General features: G+C 48.7%; 22 protein-coding genes. 4 read left to right on the plus strand and 18 right to left on the minus strand.

What is annotated here, in order from left to right:
* Positions 1 to 144 precede the first annotated feature (144 nt).
* Positions 145 to 894, minus strand: coding sequence for a 3'(2'),5'-bisphosphate nucleotidase CysQ (gene cysQ, locus HGT71_RS04065; RefSeq protein WP_214216714.1), 750 nt, complete (start codon positions 892 to 894; stop codon positions 145 to 147).
* A 142-nt stretch (positions 895 to 1036) separates the two neighbouring features.
* Positions 1037 to 1657: a BamJ family beta-barrel-assembly machinery protein gene (bamJ, locus tag HGT71_RS04070; protein WP_048912779.1), complete on the minus strand. Its 621-nt coding sequence runs from the start codon at positions 1655 to 1657 to the stop codon at positions 1037 to 1039.
* A gap of 158 nt (positions 1658 to 1815) precedes the next feature.
* On the opposite strand from bamJ, the gene HGT71_RS04075 reads away from it, so the two are divergent.
* Entirely contained in the window at positions 1816 to 2313 is a 498-nt protein-coding gene (locus HGT71_RS04075) for a LysM-like peptidoglycan-binding domain-containing protein (RefSeq protein WP_244986392.1), read from the plus strand.
* Positions 2314 to 2362: 49 nt separating this feature from the next.
* Here the strand turns inward: HGT71_RS04075 and rplI are convergent, their stop codons facing one another.
* Genes rplI through rpsF form a run of 4 tightly spaced genes read right to left on the minus strand, consistent with a single transcriptional unit; the run spans position 2363 to position 3803 of the window.
* Positions 2363 to 2812 (minus strand): 50S ribosomal protein L9, encoded by a 450-nt coding sequence (gene rplI, locus HGT71_RS04080; protein ID WP_048912781.1) that lies wholly within the window; start codon positions 2810 to 2812, stop codon positions 2363 to 2365.
* A gap of 39 nt (positions 2813 to 2851) precedes the next feature.
* Positions 2852 to 3079: a 30S ribosomal protein S18 gene (rpsR, locus tag HGT71_RS04085; RefSeq protein WP_000135199.1), complete on the minus strand. Its 228-nt coding sequence runs from the start codon at positions 3077 to 3079 to the stop codon at positions 2852 to 2854.
* A gap of 4 nt (positions 3080 to 3083) precedes the next feature.
* Positions 3084 to 3398 carry a primosomal replication protein N gene (gene priB / locus HGT71_RS04090; RefSeq protein ID WP_241592723.1) on the minus strand — a complete coding sequence of 105 codons (315 nt, stop codon included), beginning with the start codon at positions 3396 to 3398 and terminating at the stop codon, positions 3084 to 3086.
* Between the two features lie 9 nt (positions 3399 to 3407).
* Positions 3408 to 3803 (minus strand): 30S ribosomal protein S6, encoded by a 396-nt coding sequence (rpsF, locus tag HGT71_RS04095; protein WP_048912783.1) that lies wholly within the window; start codon positions 3801 to 3803, stop codon positions 3408 to 3410.
* A 220-nt stretch (positions 3804 to 4023) separates the two neighbouring features.
* Here rpsF and HGT71_RS04100 point away from each other — a divergent pair, with 220 nt between their 5' ends.
* Complete coding sequence (locus HGT71_RS04100) at positions 4024 to 4470, plus strand: Ivy family c-type lysozyme inhibitor (RefSeq protein ID WP_214216716.1); 447 nt, start codon at positions 4024 to 4026, stop codon at positions 4468 to 4470.
* A 233-nt stretch (positions 4471 to 4703) separates the two neighbouring features.
* Entirely contained in the window at positions 4704 to 6029 is a 1326-nt protein-coding gene (locus tag HGT71_RS04105; RefSeq protein ID WP_214216717.1) for an APC family permease, read from the plus strand.
* Positions 6030 to 6066: 37 nt separating this feature from the next.
* Here the strand turns inward: HGT71_RS04105 and HGT71_RS04110 are convergent, their stop codons facing one another.
* On the minus strand, positions 6067 to 7479 hold the full coding sequence (locus tag HGT71_RS04110; protein ID WP_214216718.1) for a putrescine aminotransferase: 1413 nt from the start codon (positions 7477 to 7479) through the stop codon (positions 6067 to 6069).
* Between the two features lie 249 nt (positions 7480 to 7728).
* Here HGT71_RS04110 and HGT71_RS04115 point away from each other — a divergent pair, with 249 nt between their 5' ends.
* Positions 7729 to 8091, plus strand: a complete 363-nt coding sequence (locus HGT71_RS04115; protein ID WP_214216719.1) for a hypothetical protein — start codon at positions 7729 to 7731, stop codon at positions 8089 to 8091.
* Between the two features lie 168 nt (positions 8092 to 8259).
* On the opposite strand, the gene rlmB is transcribed toward HGT71_RS04115, so the two are convergent.
* The 11 genes from rlmB to mutL all read right to left on the minus strand — a co-directional run bounded on the left by rlmB (position 8260) and on the right by mutL (position 20476).
* A complete protein-coding gene (gene rlmB, locus HGT71_RS04120; protein WP_062811973.1) occupies positions 8260 to 8991 on the minus strand; it encodes a 23S rRNA (guanosine(2251)-2'-O)-methyltransferase RlmB in 732 nt (243 codons plus the stop codon).
* Between the two features lie 65 nt (positions 8992 to 9056).
* Positions 9057 to 11501, minus strand: coding sequence for a ribonuclease R (gene rnr / locus HGT71_RS04125; protein WP_214216720.1), 2445 nt, complete (start codon positions 11499 to 11501; stop codon positions 9057 to 9059).
* Positions 11502 to 11518: 17 nt separating this feature from the next.
* Positions 11519 to 11956, minus strand: coding sequence for a nitric oxide-sensing transcriptional repressor NsrR (gene nsrR, locus HGT71_RS04130; RefSeq protein ID WP_214216721.1), 438 nt, complete (start codon positions 11954 to 11956; stop codon positions 11519 to 11521).
* A 177-nt stretch (positions 11957 to 12133) separates the two neighbouring features.
* Positions 12134 to 13432, minus strand: a complete 1299-nt coding sequence (locus HGT71_RS04135) for an adenylosuccinate synthase (RefSeq protein ID WP_214216722.1) — start codon at positions 13430 to 13432, stop codon at positions 12134 to 12136.
* Positions 13433 to 13577: 145 nt separating this feature from the next.
* Positions 13578 to 13766 carry a DUF2065 domain-containing protein gene (locus HGT71_RS04140; protein ID WP_048912792.1) on the minus strand — a complete coding sequence of 63 codons (189 nt, stop codon included), beginning with the start codon at positions 13764 to 13766 and terminating at the stop codon, positions 13578 to 13580.
* A 78-nt stretch (positions 13767 to 13844) separates the two neighbouring features.
* A complete protein-coding gene (gene hflC, locus HGT71_RS04145) occupies positions 13845 to 14795 on the minus strand; it encodes a protease modulator HflC (RefSeq protein WP_214216723.1) in 951 nt (316 codons plus the stop codon).
* On the minus strand, positions 14788 to 15948 hold the full coding sequence (gene hflK / locus HGT71_RS04150; RefSeq protein ID WP_214216724.1) for an FtsH protease activity modulator HflK: 1161 nt from the start codon (positions 15946 to 15948) through the stop codon (positions 14788 to 14790). Before hflK ends, hflC begins: the two co-directional genes overlap by 8 nt.
* A 52-nt stretch (positions 15949 to 16000) precedes the next feature.
* A complete protein-coding gene (hflX, locus tag HGT71_RS04155) occupies positions 16001 to 17284 on the minus strand; it encodes a ribosome rescue GTPase HflX (protein WP_214216725.1) in 1284 nt (427 codons plus the stop codon).
* A 60-nt stretch (positions 17285 to 17344) separates the two neighbouring features.
* Positions 17345 to 17641 carry an RNA chaperone Hfq gene (gene hfq, locus HGT71_RS04160; RefSeq protein WP_071433907.1) on the minus strand — a complete coding sequence of 99 codons (297 nt, stop codon included), beginning with the start codon at positions 17639 to 17641 and terminating at the stop codon, positions 17345 to 17347.
* 86 nt (positions 17642 to 17727) lie between these two features.
* Entirely contained in the window at positions 17728 to 18675 is a 948-nt protein-coding gene (gene miaA, locus HGT71_RS04165; protein WP_214216726.1) for a tRNA (adenosine(37)-N6)-dimethylallyltransferase MiaA, read from the minus strand.
* Positions 18668 to 20476 carry a DNA mismatch repair endonuclease MutL gene (gene mutL / locus HGT71_RS04170; protein WP_214216727.1) on the minus strand — a complete coding sequence of 603 codons (1809 nt, stop codon included), beginning with the start codon at positions 20474 to 20476 and terminating at the stop codon, positions 18668 to 18670. Before mutL ends, miaA begins: the two co-directional genes overlap by 8 nt.
* Between the last annotated feature and the right edge of the window lie 4 nt (positions 20477 to 20480).

Here is a 20480-nt window from a genome sequence, read left to right on the forward strand (position 1 = left end):
CCGTCTTTGATAATGAAATCTAAGCCTTTTATTTCTTATGATTAAGAAACTACTCAGGATTATCGGCAGGTTTGATGACAAATTTATGGCGAAAGCAAATTATTTTGCTCCCGGCTATAAGGGAGCAAAAGAAAAGGAGAGGAATTAAAACAACGATACGCGAAAACCGGGATTCAAGAAGGACTCACGGGGCGTATAATCCAGCGTGCGACCATGCCAATCTGTGACTTGTGCACCAGCAGCTAAGGCTACGGCGTGGCCAGCCCCTGTATCCCAAATATTGGTTGGCCCAAAGCGTGGATAAAGCTGCGCCTTCCCTTCTGCGACGAGACAGAATTTTAGGGAGGAACCAATCGCCACGGTTTGATGTTCACCGAGCTGATGCAGGTAATCGCTTAACTCAGGATCGTTGTTGGCGTGCGAGCGACTGACGACAACTAAAGGAGGTTGTGCATGGGTCACACTGATAGGATGCCGTTCCCCTGCTTTCTCTTCTTTCCATGCCTTACCCTCCGCTGCACAGTACAATTCATCCAATACCGGCGCGTACACGACACCAAGTATCGGTTTACCGTTCTCAATCAAGGCAATATTCACGGTGAATTCACCATTACGCTTAATAAATTCCTTAGTGCCATCGAGCGGATCAACCAGCCAATAGCGGGTCCATGTCTGCCGCACCGACCATTCCACCACGGACTCTTCAGACAAAATAGGAATATCAGGGGTCAAGGCCTGTAAGCCATCGATAATGACACTATTGGCAGCGATATCCGCGGCGGTGACGGGTGAATCGTCGGTCTTGATCTGCACATCAAGCCCCTCTTCGCGATGATAGATTTTTAGGATCTCTTCACCGGCTTGGCGTGCGATCTGATTAATCTGGTCTAACATTCTCAGCCTCCCGTCAACGACAGTTAGTAATATCAGAAATTATGATGAGTGAGATTACCATACTCCGTCATAAGGGCTGGGTAAACCTCATTACCTAGGCGAAAAAAAACCGGCCTTTGGCCGGTTGATTAGGTCAATAGAATTACAGGATATCCAGCAATTCAACTTCGAAGACTAAGGTGCTGAATGGCGGGATTGAAGCCCCTGCGCCACGTTCGCCATAGGCAAGATGTTGAGGGATAACCAGCTCCCATTTTGATCCGACCGGCATTAAGGTTAATGCTTCGATCCATCCTGCGATCACGCCGCTCACTGGGAATTCTGCTGGCTCACCACGCGCAACTGAGCTATCGAATACCGTACCGTCGGTCAATTTACCGGTATAGTGCACGCGCACACGATCTTGGCGAGAAGGAATAGCGCCTTCACCTTGAGTGAGGACGCGGAACTGTAATCCCGACTCAGTGCTGTTTACGCCTTCACGTTGGCGGTTCTCTTCAAGGTACTTTGCCCCTTCAGCAGCCATCTCTTTAGTGCGCTCGTCACGTACAGCTTCAGCACGCTCGTGCATTTCACGTAATGCACGGTGTAAAACATCCATAGGTACAGCCGGCGAATTTCCTTCCAGCGCATCACGCAGACCAGCTAATAAAGCTTCAGGCTCAAGACCTTGTAATCCTGATTCTAACAATTGCTGTCCGACTTGCAGGCCAATGCCATAGCTTGCTTGCGTTTCGACACTGTCAAAAGAAAGAGTCGTCATTTCTGTTCCTTTTCTCTAAATAAATTGAACCGCAAGGATAGCAGCGTCAGGGCTATTCGTAAAATTGATCCGCCGAGTAATGACTTTTTCTTAAGAAAGATTAACAATGATAGCTGTAATAGCGGCTGACCCTCAGCCCAATGCTAAAGGAGGCAGCGATGAAGGAGAGGATTTCGATCTTGTTTGAAGCAATCGGGCAATTTTATCGAGACAAGGTTCGCCCACGCCTTGAACCCCTGCTCGCCCCCTTCTCGCCTTGGCATCGACGAGCCCTAGCAGTTGCCGCTTTACTGGTCATTATTGGCGGACTATTACCTGGGCCACCCCCTGCCCCAGATGTCACCCTACGCCACATTGACCCGCCGAGTATACTGGCTGACCAAAACGAGAGTCAGGGAGCATGGCACACCTACCATATTGCCGCAGGGGAGACGTTAGCGCAGCTATTTCGTGATCAGGGACTTGAGACAGAGGACGTGTATGCGATGGCCAACGTGCAAGGTGATGATAAGCCGTTAGGCACCTTGAGTGCCGGACAAGCCGTGAAGATACGGATGAAAGCCAATAAGACGGTAACAGGGTTAACGCTGGAGAATACGCAGGGGCAAGTATTGTTTGTCCGCCAAGAAGATGGGCGCTTCCTACGGGTACAATAGTTAAAAGCAAAAATGCCGGCTTTCGCCGGCATTTTTCTCACAGCTGAAATTACTCAGCAGCGATTTTGATAACCAGTTTAGCGAAAACTTCGCCGTGAACTTGGAAATCAACTTCGTGGTCACCAGTGGTGCGAAGAACACCATTTGGTAAACGCACTTCACTTTTAGCAACAGCAACACCTGCAGCGGTCACAGCATCCGCGATATCGCGAGTACCGATTGAACCGAACAGTTTACCGCCTTCACCCGCTTTAGTTGCGAGGGTGACAGTGCCCAGTGCATTGATTTTCTCAGCACGAGCATTAGCAGCAGCCAGAGTTTCCGCTAATTTAGCTTCTAACTCAGCACGGCGAGTTTCGAAAAACTCGATGTTGTTTTTAGTTGCTGGGACAGCTTTACCTTGTGGTACCAGGAAGTTACGAGCGTAGCCCGCTTTCACATTGACCTGATCACCTAGGTTGCCCAGGTTTGCTACTTTATCAAGCAGAATAACTTGCATTACCTTATCCTCTTAAAGTCGTTAATGGACAGCTACCGATTACTGATGACGATCAGTGTACGGTAACAGGGACAGGTAACGCGCGCGCTTGATAGCACGGGCCAGCTGACGCTGGTATTTTGCACGGGTACCGGTAATACGGCTTGGTACAATCTTACCGCTTTCAGTGATGTAGTTTTTCAGCGTTGCGATATCTTTATAATCGATCTCTTGAACGCCTTCCGCGGTGAAACGGCAGAACTTGCGACGACGGAAATAACGTGCCATTTGGCTAGTCTCCAGAATCTATCAATTCAATCTGCTCGGCATGCAGTACAAGTTTACTTTGGCCTGTTTTCGCCTTATGGCTATGAACAAAACCTTCAAGTAACAGCTGCTTGCCGACCGTTATATGTTGAGTAATAAGCTGATGTTCATGCCCACTGATAATCACTGGGATACGACACACAGCCAGCCGGTTTATTCCGGCTTCCCGCTGCATAGATTCATGTTCTAACACGAATTGGCAATGCGGGATTCCTGAGGGGCTAGTTTTTCTTACTACGGCTGTGCACACGTGCCCAGACAGTTGTAGACGGTTAGCCACCATCAAGAATTACTCTTCAGAATCCTCAGCATCTGAGTCATCAGCGGCTTCGTTAGCAAAGTCATCACGACGATCACGACGTTCTTCTTTTGCTTTAACCATTGGTGATGCTTCAGTTACCGCATGCTTAACGCGCATGACCATGCTGCGGATAACGGCGTCGTTGAAGCGGAAGTTTGTTTCCAGCTCGTCAATCACTTCTTGCGGAGCTTCCACGTTCAGAAGAACGTAGTGTGCTTTGTGCAATTTGTTGATTGGGTAAGCCAGCTGACGGCGGCCCCAGTCTTCCAGACGGTGGATCTTGCCTTCTGCACCAGTGATAGCACCAGTGTAACGCTCGATCATGCCAGGAACCTGTTCGCTCTGGTCAGGATGAACCATAAATACGATTTCGTAATGACGCATCGGTTGCTCCTTACGGATTATTCAGCCTCCTGTCAGGGTCAGCCGCGGCCCATGGAAGCAAGGAACGTTTTAAAATGCGGCTGAAAAATTTGACGCGTAATAATACTGATACTGGCGACTAAACACAAGACAATACGCCGCTTATTTAGTAAACATCTCGATTATTCGCCATCACGCTTCATCAGGGTCTATACTGGGGACGATTATCATAGGAGGAGTTATGTTAAAGCCAATCGGTATTATCGCGGCGCTACTCGTCGCACCGGCTGCTTTCGCCGCGGACACAACCTTTAGTGATTTCGTCAAAACGCCAGAAGGGGGAAAAGCGCTTACCGCACTAACCCGCCACCAGAACCTGCCTAGCTGGATTAAAACCGGGGGCGTGGAATCTCCAGCGCAAACCGTGACAGTGAAAGGGAATGATTATCAGGTCTACGCCATCTGTAAACCGCACAACTGCGGTAACCAGCAGTTTGCCGTACTGTATTCAGCCAAGCTAAAACAGATGAGTGGGCTTTATCTGCAAACGAATGAAAAATCGCATCGTGAAACCTTACAATGGCTCAACGTTAGTGATGAATTATCGATCGATGGCAAAACGATTCTCTACGCTGCCACAACCGGGAGCTTGGCGAACCACCCAAAAGCCTTTAACTATAGCGAATAGGGCTTAACCTTTAGCCTATAGAGGGCGGTTTTCGCCGTCCTCTTACCTTCCTTCCCCTGCCCGTTTTACTGCTTTTCTCACTACAAAAAATTTTATTATTCCTCCCTACTTTACTCTGTTGAAAAAAAGCCTATTTTAGCAAGTTAGAAACCATTTCTAGGCTGCATTCACCGGTAGTTGGGCATAGAAATTGCTTAAACAGTATTACCCAATTTTGTCCCAGGTGGTGTTGAATGACTCAAGAAGTAACATATAAGCGTAATTTAGGATTATGGCAGGTAGTTATCGTTGGCATTGCCTATATGACACCGATGACAGTATTTGATACCTTCGGAATTGTTTCCGGTATGACCTCAGGCCGCGTTCCCTTGGCCTACCTCTTAGCCCTCTTTGCCGTGTTATTGACGGCCTTCAGTTATGGCAAAATGGTCAAAGTCTTCCCCAAAGCAGGCTCTGCCTACACTTATGCCCGTAAGACTTGCGGTAATCGGGCCGGTTTTTTAGTGGGCTGGGCATCGCTGCTGGATTATATGTTGTTGCCGATGATCAATGCCCTCCTAGCTGGCATTTATCTGAAATCGCTATTTCCTCAGGTGCCTTCGTGGTTGTGGATCGTCTTGTTCACTGGCTTAGTCACTTGGGTAAATAGTCGTAATATTCGCTTGCTAGCAAACCTTAACTTCCTGTTTGTCGGCGCCCCTGTGCTGTTAATGGCGGTATTCGTTTGGTTGGTGATTCAGGGAGTCGGGCATCAACATGGCCATGAGGCAGTTTGGACGTTAAAACCGCTGTGGAATGGCGAGCCGACGTTTCTGCCGTTGGTAGCCGGTGCCGCCGTACTGTGCTTCTCATTTCTCGGTTTTGATGCCGTCACAACCTTATCTGATGAATCGCATCAACCTGACCGTACTATTCCGCGAGCAGTCCTCCTAACCGCATTGATCGGGGGTGTTATTTTCTTCGTCGCAGCTTGGTTTACCCAGCTCTACTTCCCGACGAATATCCAATTTAAAAATCCTACTGAAGCCATGCCTGAAATTGTGCTCTATGTTGGAGGGAAATTTTTCCAGTCGGTCTTTCTTGTAGCGATTTTAATTAATACCTTTGCTTCCGGCTTAGCCTCCCACGCCAGTGCTGCACGTTTACTGCATATCATGGGGCGTGATGGTATTTTTCCTATCGATAAGTTTCGCTATATCCACCCGCGTTTAGGTAGCCCCCTTTACTGCGTGCTGTTTGTCGGGGCGCTAGCAATGACCGCTGTGTTCTTTAATCTTGATACCGCAGTCTCTTTAATTAGTTTCGGTGCGCTGGTTGCCTTTACCTCTGTGAATGTGTCAGTCATCGCCTACTATGCTATTCAACAAAAACATATCAAGACTCCATCTCACTGGCTTGCGCACCTTTTGATCCCCATTGCCGGTATAGTCTGTGTCGGCGTGATGTGGCTGAACTTAGACCAAGATGCGATGCGATTGGGACTAGTTTGGACGGCGATCGGCGTGTGTTGGATTATCTGGTATTGGTGGACGAAGAGAGAGTTGGTCTTTAGCCAATAAGAAAAGCCCCGCTTACCTTAGGTAAGCGGGTGATACATCAGTGAATAAGTGAAGGAGAGGCTTGGGTGGCCGCGCCTTTCCCAGAAGAGGGAGATAATTGTTCTAATACTTTTTCCACCTGTTCTAACACCTGATCACACTGAGCCAGAGTTAACGTCAAAGGCGGCTCAATCCGGACAGTCCGAGCATTATTTAATGTTCCCGCCACCAGTACTCCCCGGCGGAACATCTCACTGGCAAAGGCATAACCGGTCTCATTATCGTAAAACTCTAGTGCTTGTAAGAATCCCATTCCTCTTACTGCAGTAATGACCTGAGGATAACGCTTAGCGCACGCCTTAAGCCCCTTCAGCAAATAGTCACCTTTGTGCTGCGCCTGTGCAGCCAGATCATCACGAAGCAAGACATTAATCGTTGCCAACGCAGCAGCACAGGCCATTGGATTACCGCCAAAGGTTGTAGTGTGTAAGAAAGGATTATCGAAAAGCACCGAAAAGACGCGTTTACTGGCTATCGTTGCACTAATAGGCATCACTCCGCCGCCCAGCGCTTTCGCCAGGCAGAGAATATCTGGCTCGACCCCATAGTGCTCGCAAGCAAACATTTTACCCGTTCTGCCCATTCCCGTTTGCACCTCATCGAGAATCAATAATGCGCCTATCTCGTCACACAATGCACGTACCGCGGGTAAATAGTCGTCTGGCGGCAGGATAACGCCGCCCTCACCTTGAATAGGTTCAAGGATCACCGCAGCAATTCCCTCGCCTCGTGCCTCGCACTCCGCCACTTTCGCGCGCATTGCCTGAATATCACCAAAATCGACATGATGAAATCCTGGTACCAATGGTTGGAAAGGCTCTCGAAAGACAGGTTTGGCGGTCGCCGATAATGACCCCAACGACTTACCGTGAAAGGCGCCATTCGCGGCAATAAAGCTGAATTTCCCTTGAGGGGCCTGGTATGCTTTGGCTAATTTCAGTGCTGCTTCCACAGACTCGGTACCGCTATTACCAAAGAAACAATAATTCAGCTCCCCCGGGGCAAGACCGGCTAAGGCCTGCGCCAAGAGGGCACGTAAAGGATCGAGCAGTTCCTGACTGTGTAGCGGTTGCTTGTGGAGTTGATGTTCCACGGCATCAACTACCGTCGGATTACAGTGGCCAACACTAAAAATTCCGTAGCCACCTAGACAATCTATGTACTCATTACCGCGGGTATCCGCTAGGGTATTCAAGCTCGTGGCACGCCACTCTACTGCAGCATAGCCGCCACCTGAAGTGACTGATTTGCGATATTCTAGGAACCCAGGGTTAACATGCTGACGGAAACCGTCGACGGTCAGTTGATTGAGAAGCGCGAGTTGATCTGAAGAAAGGGTCTCACTTTGTATAAAATCTAATGCCTGCTGAGTCGACTCTAGCGGGGTTAAGGGTTGGTTTGTACGGTTCAAAATAAGCTCCTAGAAAGTGGCACCACAGAGTGCACTCATAGTGATGCATATTTCGTTCCAGAATAAGGTTACACGGCTCACACAATTCGCTGACTAGTTTATCGAAATATAATGCAGCTCACAGCTTAAGCCGTATTGCACGGTCAATTCCGCTTAGTAGTGGCGATTTTTTCTTAATCATTAAGGCGAGCCACCTTAAATTGTGATAAAAATGTTAAACACTCAGCCCCCCCATCAGGGAACCTAGATATGGCCTCGTACCATCTTATTACATTGACGATCGCATTATGTTTGCTCGCTGCCTGCGATGATGCGTCGAAACCCCAACAGGAGAAGGTCGCCAGTAAGGAAGCCACTCATACTCCATCATCAGAAAAAATTGAGAACTTTAAGAAGCAGGACGTGAATGATAAATCGGCCATGCAAGCGACGATTCTTGATGATATTAAGAAAAAGTTACCAATCTTGATTGATCAAGCAACGTTACTGACCGAGATTTCAATGAAAGATAATGCCTTTATTTACCATTTAGACGTAAAAGGTATCCCAGTCTCCGTGATGAACACGCACTATTGGCAGGAAAATATAAAGAAAGCGATACAGGTTCAATAGTGTAAGAGTGATGACAAGATGAAGATTTTCAAAGATTTTTTTACTGGCGGGACTGTCTATAACTATTTCGTCGACAGTAAGCTTATCTATACGGTTACGATAACACCTGAAGAATACCACTAGGGTAACTAAGCATCCCCTTCATAGAAGGAGATGCTTATCTGCGAGTTATTGGCGCTGACGTACCGCTTCAAACAAACAGATCCCCGTGGCAACGGAAACGTTGAGTGAAGATACAGAGCCCGCCATTGGGATACTGATTAACTCATCACAATGTTCGCGCGTTAACCGCCGCATGCCTTCGCCTTCGGCACCCATCACCAGTGCCATACCGCCAGTCATTTTGCTCTGATATAACGTATGGTCGGCTTCACCGGCCGTGCCGACAATCCAAATATGGTACTCTTGTAACAAACGCATTGTTCTTGCAAGGTTCGTCACACGAATAAGCGGAACGGTTTCTGCTGCACCACAGGCCACTTTCTTAGCGGTAGCATTTAACGCCGCCGAGCGATCTTTCGGCACAATCACCGCAGCCACGCCTGCTGCATCAGCGCTACGTAGACATGCACCAAGATTATGAGGATCGGTGACGCCATCGAGGATTAACAGCAGCGGTTTATCCAGCTTTTCCAGTAAATCAGGCAGATCACCTTCTTGATACTGACGCCCCGGCTTCACTAATGCCAAGATCCCTTGATGCACGGCACCTTCTGCCGCCTCGTCCAGCCATTGACGGGTCGCCACTTGAATAGTGACACCCTGTGATTCCAATGCCTGAATCAGCGGCTGTAAACGACGATCATCCCGGCCTTTTAATATAAAGACTTGTTGAAAGCGCTGAGGTTGACGTTCCAATAAGGCTTGAACCGCGTGGATGCCAAAAATTTTTTCACTCATAATTTTTCTATCAATTGCCTTGAGAGGGCTGGCAACTCAAGGTTGCCAGCAGATTCTGCTTACGCTTATTCTGCGCGTTTTTTCTTCGCTGCACGCTTTGCTTTCGTAGCTTCCGCTATTTTACGTGTTTTTTCTGAGACTTTTTTGGGTTTTTTAGTGGCCGCTTTTACGGTGCTCTCACCCTCTTTTTTCTTGGTCCCGCGAAAGGCACTGTCTGGCTCAAAATTAACTTTTTTACCCGCATTACGGCGTTTTTTCCCTGCGCTGGACGCGGTTTTCTTCGCCCGATCTTTTTCCGTCTTGCCTTCACCTCGCGGTTTGCGTTGACTTGAAATTAGCGCAAAATCGATCTTACGCTCATCCATATGGACCGCATCAACCCGCACCTCGACCGTATCGCCCAAGCGGAATACTTGGCCACTCGCTTCTCCGGTTAAACGCTGACCAATTTGGTCGTAACGGTAGTAATCGTTATCTAAGGTCGACACATGCACCAGCCCGTCAATAAACAGGTCAGCCAGTCGAACAAAGAAACCGAAATTGGTTACGCTAGAAATGACACCGGTAAAGGTATTCCCCACCTGATCCTGCATAAAGTCGCATTTTAGCCAGTCAGCCACATCGCGTGTCGCTTCATCTGCCCGCCGTTCCGTTAATGAACAGTGCTGACCTAACTGCAACATCTGCTGCATATCATAGTGACAACCGCCCCCCGGCGTGAGGGTATCGACAGGCTGTCCTTGCTCCTTAGCAATCAAGTATTTAAGTGAGCGGTGCAGCAGTAAATCTGGATAACGACGGATCGGCGACGTAAAGTGCGCATAGGAGGTCAAGGCTAAACCAAAGTGCCCACGATTTTCAGGATCGTAAATGGCCTGCTTCATCGAGCGTAGTAGCATCGTTTGCAGCATTTCCGCATCGGGTCTGTCTGCAACCGCGGTCAGTAACTCTGCATAATCAAGCGGCGTAGGTTTATTTCCGCCAGTCAAGGTTAGTCCCAGTTCGCCCAATACTTTTCTAAAACTTTTGATACTTTCATCTGTAGGACGATCGTGATCACGGAACAGCACTGGCTCTTGGTACTTCTCGGCAAAGCGTGCCGAGGCAATATTGGCCAGAATCATGCACTCTTCGATTAGCTTGTGTGCAGGATTACGGCGCAGACGCTCGACACGTTCAATGCGACGTTCCGTATTGAATATGAACTTCGGCTCTTCAGTCTCAAACGAGATACCGCCACGTTGCGTACGCGCGGTTTCCAAGACTTGATACATGGCATACAGCTCTTCAAGGTCTTTCACCCGAGGGGCATATTGCTCACGTAATGCTTCATCACCTTCAAGAATCGACCAGACTTTATTGTAAGTCAGCCGAGCGTGAGAGTTCATTACCGCTTCGTAATGTTTGTAGCCGGTTAACTTGCCACGTGCGGAAATCGTCATCTCACAGACTAGGCAGAGACGATCCACCTGCGGATTCAACGAGCAAAGCCCATTTGATAAGACTTCAGGCAGCATCGGGACGACTTGTGTTGGGAAGTAAACTGAGGTTCCGCGTTTTTCAGCTTCGTGGTCCAGTGCCGTGCCAGGTCGGACGTAGTAGGTCACATCGGCAATCGCGACCCATAGTCGCCATCCACCGCCGCGCTTTTTCTCACAATACACGGCATCATCGAAGTCACGCGCATCTTCACCATCGATAGTCACTAACGGCAGTTGACGTAAATCGATACGCCCTTGTTTTGCGCTTTCAGGGACTTCTTCACTAAGATGACTGATCTCTGCCTCGACGTCACTTGGCCACTCATTAGGGATTTCATGAGTACGCAGGGCCATATCCACCGCGAGGCTCGTGCCCATCTCATCACCGAGGATTTCAGTGATCTTACCGATGGCTTTCATTCTACGCGTAGGCCGTTTTTCTAAGGTCACCACGACCACCGCCCCCATGCGTGCCTGCATCGCAGGATCGGCTTCGATTAAGATATCGAAACTGAGACGACTGTCATCAGGGACAACAAAGCCCGCGCCCGCGTCGGTAAAGTAGCGCCCAACAATTTGTGGGTTACGAGGCTCTACCACACGAACCATTCTGGCCTCGCGACGGCCTTTACGATCAGACCCCGCTGCTTGGGCCAAGATGATATCGCCATGTAAGCAAAGCTTCATCTGTTCAGCCGAAAGATAATAGTCATCCTTCTGCCCTTCGACGCGTAAGAAGCCATAACCATCTCGGTGGCCTATCACTTTGCCGCGGATAAGGTCTAAACGCTCGGGCAAGACGTAGCATTGGCGGCGGGTGAAAACTAACTGGCCATCACGTTCCATCGCCCTTAAGCGTCGACGTAATGCTTCCAGTTGCTCTTCACTGGTAATGTTCAGCTCCGCTGCAATTTCATCACGGCGAGCGGGCGTTTCACGTTTTTCTAAATGGGCGAGGATAAACTCGCGACTCGGGATCGGATTTTCATATTTTTCCGTTTCCCGTTGTAAAAAGGGATCTTGTGACACAGGGTCCTCCAATGTCTCTAGTATAAGTTCTCTACGGAAATTTCAGCGTTGAAAATCCGTTTCAAGTTCCCGTCATTTGCGATATCCGCTAGGGTATATTTGTCTAACTCAGCGAGGAATTCTTTCATCGCTTGTGCGAGTATCCTTTTCAAATGACAGGACGGTGTAATTAAGCAGTGGTCACAATCGACCAGCTGTAGGGGTTCCAAACGACGGACAACGTCCCCGATATTGATTGATTCTGCAAGCCTGGCAAGACGTATTCCTCCCTGCTTTCCTCGACTTGATTGAATAAAGGCTTCCTGACTCAACTTATGAACAATTTTAACCATATGGTGGCGAGAAATAGCATAAAGTTCGCTGACTTCAGTAATCGTCGTCATTTTGCCAGCGGGCAAACTCGCCATAAATATCAATGCTCGTAGCCCATAGTCAGTAAAACTGGTCAGTTGCACGTCTGCCTCAATAAATATTCAGGACGAAAAGATAAATGGCTCAACTGAATTATAAACCAATCTCGATAGTGCGGGCCTTTTGTTTGTAGGTCAATACACAGAGAACACTGCAAGGAAGATTTAGTCAGGTAGGAAGGAAAAACAATGGCCGGTATTGTACCGGCCATTCTTATCACATTAGCTGTCAAACGGATCCCGTAAGATCATCGTTTCGCTACGGTCAGGGCCCGTAGAGATAATGTCTACCGGGATACCCGTTAATTCTTCAATGCGCTGAATATAATTCAGGGCTGCTTGTGGCAGACCATCGCGGGTTTTCACACCGAAAGTATTGTCATCCCAACCCGGCATCGTTTCATAAATTGGCGTTAAACCTTCCCAATTTTCTGCTGCCAGAGGTGTAGTATCAACTTCTTTACCGTTAGGTAAACGATATCCCACGCAGATCTTAACTTCTTTCAATCCATCAAGGACATCCAGTTTGGTTAAGCAGAAGCCTGACAGGGAGTTGATTTGCACAGCACGGCGTACCGCAACAATGTCTAACCATCCTGTACGACGACGACGGCCGGTGGTAGCACCGAACTCGTTACCTTTCTTACCTAAGAACTCACCGATATCATCGAATAATTCTGTTGGGAAAGGCCCCGCACCGACACGGGTAGAGTAGGCTTTAACGATCCCTAAAACGTAATCAACGTAACGAGGGCCTAAACCACAACCTGTTGCCACGCCACCTGCAGTGGTGTTGGAAGAGGTGACATAGGGATAGGTTCCGTGGTCGATATCGAGCAGCGTGCCTTGCGCGCCTTCAAACATCATGAAGTCGCCGCGTAAGCGTGCTTTATCTAGCAGGTCAGAGACATCGACAACCATAGAGGTCAAGATATCTGCCATGGCTAAGGTATCGTTTAAGATAGTGTCGTAATCAACCGCTGGCTCTTTGTAGTAGTGCACCAACTGGAAGTTGTAATACTCGACGATCTCTTTCAACTTAACGGCGAAGGTCTCTTTATCAAAAAGGTCTCCGACGCGTAAACCACGACGAGCGACTTTATCTTCGTACGCTGGACCAATACCGCGGCCAGTGGTACCGATAGCTTTAGCGCCACGCGCTTTTTCACGCGCCACATCCATGGCAACATGATATTGCAGGATCAGCGGACAAGCTTCAGAAATCAGTAAACGTTCACGTACTGGGACACCACGATCTTCCAGGCCTTTCATCTCTTTCATCAGAGCTTCTGGAGAGAGCACGACACCATTACCGATGATGCTGGTAACATTATCACGTAGGATACCTGAAGGGATTAAGTGAAGAACGGTTTTTTCACCGTTGATGACGAGCGTATGACCAGCATTGTGTCCACCTTGATAGCGGACGACATATTTTGCGCGCTCAGTCAGCAAATCTACAATTTTACCTTTGCCCTCGTCACCCCATTGGGTGCCAAGTACGACAACATTATTACCCATTTTCTAAAACCATTGATTGCTTAAAAATGGATTCTACCACCAGCTTTTCTCGGTTTCAGCTTTTTTAATAAGCGAACGTCGCTTTTTTATTTGCACAAAATATTCACTGCAAAAATGACTCCTTCGCAGTTTTATATTCTATATACTACTTATGCATCATATAAAATATCACGACTCCCGCCACAACAAAGGCACCGCCGAAGCGTCTTAAGAGCTTTTCAGGTGAACTGATCAACGTAAGTAAGCCTCTTTTCCAGACCTTAGGCAATAACATGGGACCTAACCCTTCCACGATTAATAGTAATGAAACGGCTGTCCATATAGCTGAGTGCATGAGGGTTCCTTACAATAAAAAGGGCCGGTAAAATCACCGGCCCCTGCAGTCTACTAGGAATTGAAAATAATTGCAGCGTTAGGGCGATTTCATAAAACGTAAAAACTCGCTGTTATTATCGATAAAGAGTAGCGAATTGCTCGAAGCAAAGCTTTTTTCGTAGGCAGAGAGCGAACGCAAGAAAGCGAAAAAATCAGGGTCTTGCGAATAGGTACTGGCAAAGATATTCGCCGCTTCAGCATCACCCTCTCCACGGATGATCAGCGCTTGCTTTTGCGCTTCAGAAAGTGTTTTGGTCACACCATAGTCGGCCTGAGCGCGTAATTTTTCGGCCTCCTCTTTACCTTGAGAACGTTGGCTTCTCGCCACAGACTCACGTTCTGCACGCATCCGATTAAAGATCGCCTCAGAGACTTCAGTAGGAAGATTAATCTGTTTAATCCGCACATCGACAACCTCAATCCCTAAGGCTGCCATACTATTATTATGTAAGCTATCCGCCGTATCAGCCGAATCGGGCACCTGCTCAAGCTCATCATACTCGGTGCCAGCGCTGCCTTTATTCAGGGCGTCGCGCACATCCGTAGTCAATCGCCCACGAGAATCGGTCACGATATCTTTCACATTAAGACGGCCGATTTCCGAACGCAGTCGGTCGCTGAATTTACGTTTGAGTAACAGTTCAGCCCGAGAAATTTCACCGCCTCCCGTAGCAAGATAATAACGACTAAAATCACTGATTCGCCACTTGATATACGAATCAACGATCAGATCTTTTTTCTCTTTTGTCACGAATCGGTCCGCTTGATTATCCAGTGTTTGGATCCGCGCATCGAGAATCTTTACCGTAGAAACCAACGGCCATTTCAGATGTAATCCCGGTTCAACCACCACGGGAACGTTTTGCTCGTCGCGCAGAACTTTACCAAAGCGAACGACGATTCCACGTCCTCCTTCGGGAATAATGAAGCAAGCGTTGAACAGAATCATTAATACTATTAAGCCCGTTGCGAGTAATACTTTACTCATTATCACGCCCTCCTTGACGAGAATAATTACGCAATGCGGATCCTGGCGACTCAGTCTTAAGGCGCTGTGCCTGGTTTTGAGACGTCGTTTGTGCGGAGTCTTGCGATTTTAACAGTTGTTCCAGCGGAAGTAGGCTTAGGGTATTGCCTTGTTGCCCCGTAACGACCTTAGGCGTCTGCGCGAGGATTTTCTCCATCGTTTCCAGATAAAGCCGCTGTTTGGTTACCTTTGGGGCAGCGTGGTATTCCGGTAGAATTTTATTAAAGCGCGCAGATTCCCCTTCGGCTTCTAAAACAGTACGCGCTTTATAGGCTCGCGCGTCTTCAAGGATCCGTTGCGCTTGCCCATTCGCGCGAGGTTGAACCTCGTTAGCATATGCTTCTGCCTCACGCACATACTGTTCTCGATTTTCACGCGCGGCAATGGCATCGTCAAAGGCGGCCTTAACCTCTTCAGGCGGACGCGCAGCTTGGAAGTTTACGTCAAGGACGGCTAGCCCCATTTGATACGGTAACATCGTCTGTTCGATTTCCCGCTGGGTCTCGCTTCGGACAATCGTTCGCCCCTCAGTCAGCACCCTATCCATCGTCGAGCGACCAATCACGCCACGCAAGGCGCTATCTGTCGCCTGGCGTAAGCTATCTTCAGCATTCACAACGGAATAGAGATAGCGCACAGGATCGACCACCCGATATTGAACGTTCATTTCCACCCGAACCACGTTCTCATCGGCGGTTAACATGCTTCCTGTCGCTGCTAACTCTTTCACCGAAGCAACATTGACAGCGGTCACCCGATCAATCAAGGCAGGTCGCCAATTTAGCCCTGGGTCGACGAGGTGGCTATATTTCCCCAACCGAGTAATCACCCCACGCTCGCCCTCACCGATGGTATAAAAGCCACTAACCGCCCATAAGCCAGGTAAGATCAATGCAACGGGGATAAGCATTGAGAAAGAGGGTGTTGAAGGGGATGGGGAAGATCCCTGCCGACGTCGTCCTGACAGCGTAAACCATTTTGCTATCGCCTGACGAAAGAGTTTTTCAAGGTCTGGGGGACCATGCTGTAAGCTTGGTTGTTGAGAATCAGCGCCGCTATTCTGCGCCAATACACTGCACCGGGTTTCCTGGCTACCCGCTTGTTTCCACATCATACTAATCTCCATTTAGTGACATTGTGGAGGCCCCACTCTAGGGGCCGAATACTTATTTTACAACGTAATCTGATAAAGCCGGATATTGCTTATTAAGACGATGCCATTCGACGATCGGTAAACGAACCTGTAAACCGATGGAACCATCGTCCTGATTCCATTCTTCTTTAATTGCATCAAGCTGATAAAAACGGCTACGTAGACGACCTGCTTCCGGAGGAAGCGTCAAGGTATGCTGGGCAATCTCGCCTGAAAGCCGTTCGGAAAGCGCCTGCCACAGCAAAGGTAATCCTAACCCGCTCTGAGCAGAAAGCCAGACTCGTATCGGAATACCTTCTTCGTTGCGATCAATACGTGGCACAAACCCTTCTAATTGATCGATTTTATTCATAACATGCAAAGCAGGAATTTCATCTGCCTCTATTTCTGCCAAGACGTCGTCGACCGCCTCGATATTCTCATTCACACGTAAATCGGCTGCATCAATCACATGTAATAACAGCGTAGCTTCACGGGTTTCTTGTAGTGTCGCCTTAAATGCAGCGACTAAATCGTGCGGAAGATGGCGGATAAACCCTACGGTATCGGCCAATACCACTTCGCCAACGTCTGTCACTGACAAGCGTCGTAAAGTCGGATCGAGTGTCGCAAACAGCTGGTCAGCCGCATAGACCTCTGCCGAGGTAATACTGTTGAATAATGTCGATTTACCCGCATTGGTATAGCCTACCAGCGATACGGTTGGGATATCCGCTTTGGCCCGTGCCTGTCGCCCCTGCTCACGCTGTTTTTCGACTCGCTGCAGTCGAGAGAGAATCAGAGTGATGCGATTCCGTAATAGGCGTCGGTCTGTTTCAAGCTGCGTTTCACCAGGACCCCGTAAGCCGATACCGCCTTTTTGACGCTCTAAGTGCGTCCAACCACGGACTAATCGGGTCGCTAAATGGCGCAACTGGGCCAATTCAACCTGTAATTTACCTTCGTGCGTGCGCGCTCGCTGCGCAAAGATATCTAAAATAAGCCCTGTGCGATCGATCACTCGACACTCACACAGTCTTTCTAAATTCCGTTCTTGGGCAGGGCTTAATGCATGGTCGAAAATCACGACACTGGCCCCGGTAGCCTTGACCGCATCCGCGATCTCTTCTGCCTTACCTTCGCCAACGAAATATTTGGGGTGAGGGGATTTACGGCTTCCCGTAACAACTTGCAGGGCTTCAACCCCTGCGGAAGAGACAAGTGTTTCGAACTCTTGTAGATCTTCGCTTTCTTTATCTTGTGCAAACCAGATATGAACTAAAACGGCCTGTTCGCCGGCATCATAACGCTCAAACAAGCGATAACCTCACTGAAAGGATGACAACCAGAGAGCCTAAACTCTCCGGTCGAAAGGAAATTACTCTGCAGACTCACCTTCATGGTGTGAACCCGTACCAGCAGTGCCATTATTATGATAATTGCTGCTACCTGGCGCATTGGTGTGGTGAGAAACAGGGCGCGATGGCACGACGGTTGAGATAGCGTGCTTGTAAACCATTTGGCTGACGGTATTTTTTAATAAAATGACGAATTGATCGAAAGATTCAATTTGCCCTTGAAGTTTAATGCCGTTAACCAAGTAAATAGAGACGGGTACACGCTCGCGACGCAAAGCGTTTAAAAACGGGTCTTGTAATGATTGCCCTTTAGCCATTCTATCTTTTCCTTATACGTTCGTAGTGTAATTATTATAGAGTTTAGAAACCGCTATGGCATACCATGCCTGAAGATTGTAAATAATCAATCAGTTATAGCACGAATAACGTTTAAAACTTTCTCACGAGCCTGATCGGGTTGCAGACTATCAAGCCAAACAAGTGCTTTCCACCCTCGCAACCAGGTCATTTGTCGCTTAGCCAACTGGCGAGTGGCACATATGCCACGGAAAACCATTTCATTATAATCTATTTCGCCGTCAAGCCATGACCACATTTGTCGATAACCGACACAACGCACAGAAGGCAGGTCAACATGAAGATCACCACGCTGATAAAGCGCTCTGACTTCATCTTCAAATCCTTCATTCAGCATCTGCTGAAAACGCATTTCAATCCGTTGATGAAGCACTTCACGGTCTTGCGGAGCGATAGCAAACTGGTAAACGTCGTAAGGAAGCGCTTCCCCCGCCGTTTCAGTTAACTCTGTTAGAGTTTTACCTGAAATGAGAAAAACTTCCAGTGCTCGCGTCAGTCTTTGTGGATCATTAGGATGAATTCTTGCTCCAGCCTTAGGATCTATCAGACAAAGTTCTTGATGAAGAGTTTCCCAACCTTCTAATTTTGCCCGTTGTTCCAAGTGCTGACGGATCTCAGGATTGGCAGAAGGTAAAGGCGATAAACCTTCAAGCAACGCTTTAAAGTAAAGCATCGTTCCCCCCACCAATATAGGAATCGCCCCACGCTGCGTGATTTCAGCCATTTTTTGTAACGCATCTCGACGAAAATCGGCCGCAGAGTAACTTTGGCTGGGATCAATCAGATCCAAGAGATGATGAGGGGCGGCAGCCTGTTCCGCCACAGTCGGTTTAGCCGTGCCAATATCCATACCGCGATAGACCAGTGCCGAATCGACACTGATAATTTCAACCGGCAAGGTTTTTGCTAGCTCAATGGCTAGGGCTGTTTTACCCGATGCTGTCGGCCCCATAATAAAAATGGCTTTAGGTAACGGGGAAGTCATATCATTCATTTAATAGTGCTTCAAAAAAAGGGGCTAAGGATAACGGTTGAATGAGGCCCGCTGGCGGGGTACTCACCTGTTCGGGTGCCAGTCGCTCTAAATCGGCTAACAGGCTAATCGCTTGCGAGTGGCTCCACGTTGAGTCAGTACTGATACGTTTTCCCGCGAACCAAGTTGCTAACTCGCTTTGACTAATATCAGAGGCTGAGGACAGCCACGTAATCAGTTCGGGCAGTAATTGCTGTAAATTCTGAGTCCGTAAAGGTAAAGGTACTGCACGCAGCGTACTGTAATGGCCATCACTTTGCAGATCGATACCGAAGCGTTGCAATAACTCGCTATGCTGAGTAATCAGCTGCTTTTCTGCCGCGCTACTTTTCACACGTAACGGAATCAGTAAGGGCTGCGAGACCAGTGGCTGGGTGGCTGGATTCAGCTGCTTTGCCAATACCAAACTTGCTGCTTTGGCTAAAGAGAGCAGTGCGAGGCCGCTTGAACGTTCAAGTAGCGCAAAACGTTGCTCACAGACGGTAAGCACTCGCCCAAAGCCCTGTGTATGGCCAGCTAAAGGTTCGAGGCACTCAGCCTTGAGAGGCTCAACAGCGGCCTCCTCCACTCTTGGCGTCGAACTGACCAGGCGCTGATACACACCGGCCTCTTTCTTACGATACGGCTCTGGCGAATAATGACGCTGCCCGCCAGCCGGTTGACTCGGCTGTGCGAACTTATTTTTACCCGCCGAACTCCGGTTCTCCGCAATCACTGGCTGAGAGAGCGGCGCAGGCTGGCTCGACTCTAATTCCCCCCCCTGTTCAGCCGGTGTTAATGCACTGGCAATACCTTGATAAATAAAGTCATGCACTAACCGTGACTGATGAAAACGAACTTCGTGTTTTGCCGGGTGGACATTCACATCAACTTGATGGGGGTCCACCGTGAGGAACAGCACGTACGCTGGCGTTTGCTGTTGGCCGAGATGTTCTTGATAGGCTTGGCGTATCGCATGATTAATCAGCTTATCGCGCATCATCCGACCATTAACGTAGCAATATTGGGTTTCGCTAGCCTGTTGCGCATAATCGGGCGAGACCACCCACCCTTCGATACCCAAGCCATCATGTTGCCAATCGATATGCACGGCCTGTGAGACAAAGTTGGCGCCACAGATCGCGGCCAGCCGCTGCTGTTTCTGTTTCTCATTATTCGCCACTCGGTAGTGGCGTGCCGTCTTACCATTGTGGGTCAGCATAAATTCGACGTCAAAACGCGCGAGCGCGATACGTCGAATGACCTCATCAATATGGGTAAACTCTGTTTTTTCGGTCCGCAGAAACTTACGGCGAGCAGGCGTATTATAAAATAAATCCAAGACCTCTAGGGTCGACCCACATGGGTGGGCAGCAGGCTTAAGACTGACGTTCATCTCACGCCCTTCGGCGTAGGCCTGCCACGCTTCTTGCTGTGTCGCGGTGCGTGAAGTCAGGGTAAGCCGAGAAACCGAGCTAATACTGGCGAGGGCTTCACCACGAAATCCTAGACTCATGATTGCTTCAAGATCATCTAACGAGGCAATTTTACTCGTCGCATGGCGAGCAAGCGCCAAGGAGAGCTGCTCCTTATCAATGCCACAGCCATTGTCCCGAATCGCAATCCGTTTGGCGCCGCCCTTATCGATCTCGATATGGATACGCGTTGCCCCAGCATCGAGGCTATTTTCAATCAGTTCTTTTACCACAGAGGCTGGGCGCTCTACCACTTCCCCAGCAGCGATTTGGTTAGCCAGCTGCGGCGGTAATATCTGGATTGGCATATAA

Source organism: Rosenbergiella epipactidis, assembly GCF_018494055.1.
GTDB classification, from domain to species: Bacteria; Pseudomonadota; Gammaproteobacteria; order Enterobacterales; family Enterobacteriaceae; genus Rosenbergiella; species Rosenbergiella epipactidis.